3 protein-coding genes and 1 pseudogene are annotated in these 2,998 nt (G+C 37.5%); all 4 read left to right on the top strand.

Annotated elements, in window-relative coordinates; genetic code table 11:
* Positions 1-757, top strand: a 757-nt coding sequence (locus tag HMPREF2655_RS03295; protein ID WP_070837562.1) for a hypothetical protein, incomplete at its 5' end; no start/stop codon positions are given.
* A gap of 18 nt (positions 758-775) precedes the next feature.
* Positions 776-1,177, top strand: a complete 402-nt coding sequence (locus HMPREF2655_RS03290; protein WP_070837560.1) for a hypothetical protein — start codon at positions 776-778, stop codon at positions 1,175-1,177.
* A 365-nt stretch (positions 1,178-1,542) separates the two neighbouring features.
* The gene (locus HMPREF2655_RS03285; RefSeq protein WP_070837558.1) at positions 1,543-2,613 is read left to right on the top strand and encodes a hypothetical protein; all 1,071 of its coding nucleotides are present in this window, start codon (positions 1,543-1,545) and stop codon (positions 2,611-2,613) included.
* Between the two features lie 52 nt (positions 2,614-2,665).
* Positions 2,666-2,998: pseudogene (locus HMPREF2655_RS03280) on the top strand (hypothetical protein); the annotation flags it as partial.

Genomic DNA, 2,998 nt, shown 5'->3' with positions numbered 1-2,998 from the left:
GGAGCGTATCGAAACCTTTGGTTCCCAGAATCGCTATGTTTACTATAAAATGAAGGAACTTATGACTCCAAATGTTCTATCTAACTATTTTGTCACAAGCAATGCAAAATTTGTTGGGAGGAGCGACAGTAATTTAGTGGAATTAACACTAGATGTTTATGATCTCAATCATTTAGAGAACCTACCAAAGACGATTGATGTAGTCAAACTGATCCAAACCTATGACCAAAATTATAGAGTAGATTTTTATTCTACAAGAAATTACACTAATGATGGGAAAGACTATTTAGTTTTTTCTTTGAGGAATAAGCAAAATAGAGAAGATAAGAAGGAGGTTGCTTTGGATGTAGCTTCTGAACAGATAGTGCCAGCTCTACCTACAGATAAAGCAGAATCAAAACGAACCCCTTTTTCGTTCGATTATACCAATCTAGATAAGATAGCTACTGAATACGGCTTCATACCCACTTACGATTTAGCCTACAGTAATGATTCAAAAGTGAGAGAAGATACTAATATAAACTTTATTAGGGACTACCCCGAATATTATAAGGCTATGGAGGGAGCCGCTAATATAGTAGTTAGAAAAGGAGCCTATTCCGATCCGGAAGCTATTTTCCAAGATATGCGGCATTGGTTTGCGCCGGTCGGTCAGGATAAGCTAGATGTTGTTGGGATAGATCCTAAAACAAAGGAAGAGACTCCACTCAACAGTTTCCAAGAGTATCAGGAATGGTATGAGAAACACGTAAAATAGATTTGGAAGGAGGATAGTATGATAAGACGACGAATTAAGGTGGATGAGATCCAGTCGATTCAGGCTTACTTAGAAAACTATATGGGAGCAGATGGGGGCAACTTTGTCTCTACTGGTGTAGTAAATGATGATTCTGCTAAGTATCTAGACGATGCATTTGGAGCTGCAGCTAAAAGTAGTAAAGACTTAACATCAGTAGTAACTGGACTAGATTCATTCTTAAGTAAGGTTGCAGGAGCTTTCCAACAATCAGAAGAACAGTTAAAGGATATGATTGAAGGAAAGTTAGAAGAAATCCCGATGGGAACTCGTGAACAGAGAGAAGACTATTATGTTTCTCAAGGAAAAAATAGCAAGGAGAGAGGCATACGAAGAAAACAAGTCGAAATGAATAATGAACGTTATCGAGACTTTCCTTAATGTCGACTTTCCTTGTAAGAGGTAATATAAGTTAGTGGAGACAGTAAAACTGTTTCTCAGACTTTTTCTAATATTTTTATAGAAAACATAATTTATTTCATCTGTTGATTAATCGTTTTAATCTTGATGCGGTGACATTATAAGTAAGCTCCACCTGAATTCATTTCAGGTGGTTTTCTTTTGTATTTCTCATCTTCTCACGGTATCGTTCATGTGGTATAATGGGACAAAGACATTTTCCTTTTGTTTTTCTGTTTGGCAATCATTTCAAAGCAGATTCAAAAGATGGCGAATAGTCTAAATCAGGTAAAAGGAAAAGTTGAGAGTATTTCGAAAAGAAATATGGCAAATAAGGAGGGAGAGAAATGAAGAAAGTACTACTAATAGTCGGATCTGTCCTGTTGGGTGTTCTGCTTCTATGGGGCTATCATAGTTATCAACAATCAGAGCAGGCCAAGCAAGAACGCCAAAAATATGAAAATATGGGTTACTATACAGGAAAATGGGAAATTGATTCTTATGAGTTTTTAGAAGATGGCAGGGGAGTTGCCGTGCATTGGAAGTCGCTGAATCCAGAAGAGGATCGATTGTTTGCCAAATACAATCCGGACTTGAGCGAAAACTTTTTGGGTGTTCATGGTGCCTCCAATCAACGCTATATCGTACGCAAGTACTTCCATAATTCTACCTATAGAGGAACACAAAAATTACCTAAAGAGGATCCCGAAGTTTATTATGCCATGTCCATTTATCGAATCGGTGATCGAAAATTGGAAGGGAGTCAGCTCGATCTTTATAAACTTGTAGAGGACTATAACCCTGATTATATACCGGAAGATACTGGAGGTATTATCGAAAAAGATGGCAAAGACTACATTTCCATACAAGTATACAAACGAGGATGGGAGCTATCACAGAAAAAACAATTATGGCTGAATTTAGAAACCAAGCAAATTGATTGGGAAGATACAAAAATACAAAAGTATCCTGAAAGCCCTTCGGTAGATCTGGGTCCTTTAAAGGACAAGATGGGAAAGATGACAACCGATTTGAGAACATCTACAGCGTATGATTTGTTGAATCAAAATAAATTGTCTTTTCGTCAAGATGTATTGAAGGGAAGTGTTTTGGAGACAGCTGCACCTAAAGTTTATCAAGTATTAAGTGAGCAAGATTCACAGTTTTTCCTTTTGATTGATTCTAAGTATGATTATGAGAAGGTTTATGGAGATGTTCCACAGTTTCTTGATTTGTATCAGCTTTTTGTCCCAGAAAATACGAATCTTTACGAAGGGCTTACGATTCCAGCCGAACTCAGTAAGGATGATCAAGAGCATTCAGTCAATACCAAGGAAGAGTTTAACTTGTATTACGATGTTGCTAAAGACCGCGAACTGAACAAACAACGCCGAATATTGGTTGACAAAGGAGAATAAGAGGGGATTAGCTCTATCTGTTCAACGTCAAATAAAGGAGGATTCTTACCAAATGAAATACCTAAAGACTCTCAGCTTCCGAACTAAGGTGTTTGTGGGATTGCTTTTAGTTTCTTTGGTGGGCTATGGTGTCTATTCCTATACTTGGCCCATATATGTCCAATGGCAAGAAGACCATGAGGTATTGATAGTTAAAACGGAGGTGGAGCGTATCGAAACCTTTGGTTCCCAGAACCGTTATGTTTATTATAAAACAAGAGACTCAGTGACTCCAGATGTTTTATCTAACCATTATGTCATGAAGACTGCCAAACTTGTTGGTAGAGAAAGTAATCAACCAGTCGAGTTATCATTCGATGTTTATGATCTCAATCATTTAGAGAAC

The organism is Streptococcus sp. HMSC066F01 (assembly GCF_001837335.1).
GTDB classification, from domain to species: Bacteria; Bacillota; Bacilli; order Lactobacillales; family Streptococcaceae; genus Streptococcus; species Streptococcus oralis_S.
This window is presented reverse-complemented; position numbering and strand designations above follow the sequence as displayed.

What these genes read in the sequence shown, in the direction of transcription:
- HMPREF2655_RS03285 (WP_070837558.1), top strand. Translation starts at nt 1,543, where the DNA reads ATGAAGAAAGTACTACTAATAGTCGGATCTGTCCTGTTGGGTGTTCTG.
- HMPREF2655_RS03290 (WP_070837560.1), top strand. Translation starts at nt 776, where the DNA reads ATGATAAGACGACGAATTAAGGTGGATGAGATCCAGTCGATTCAGGCT.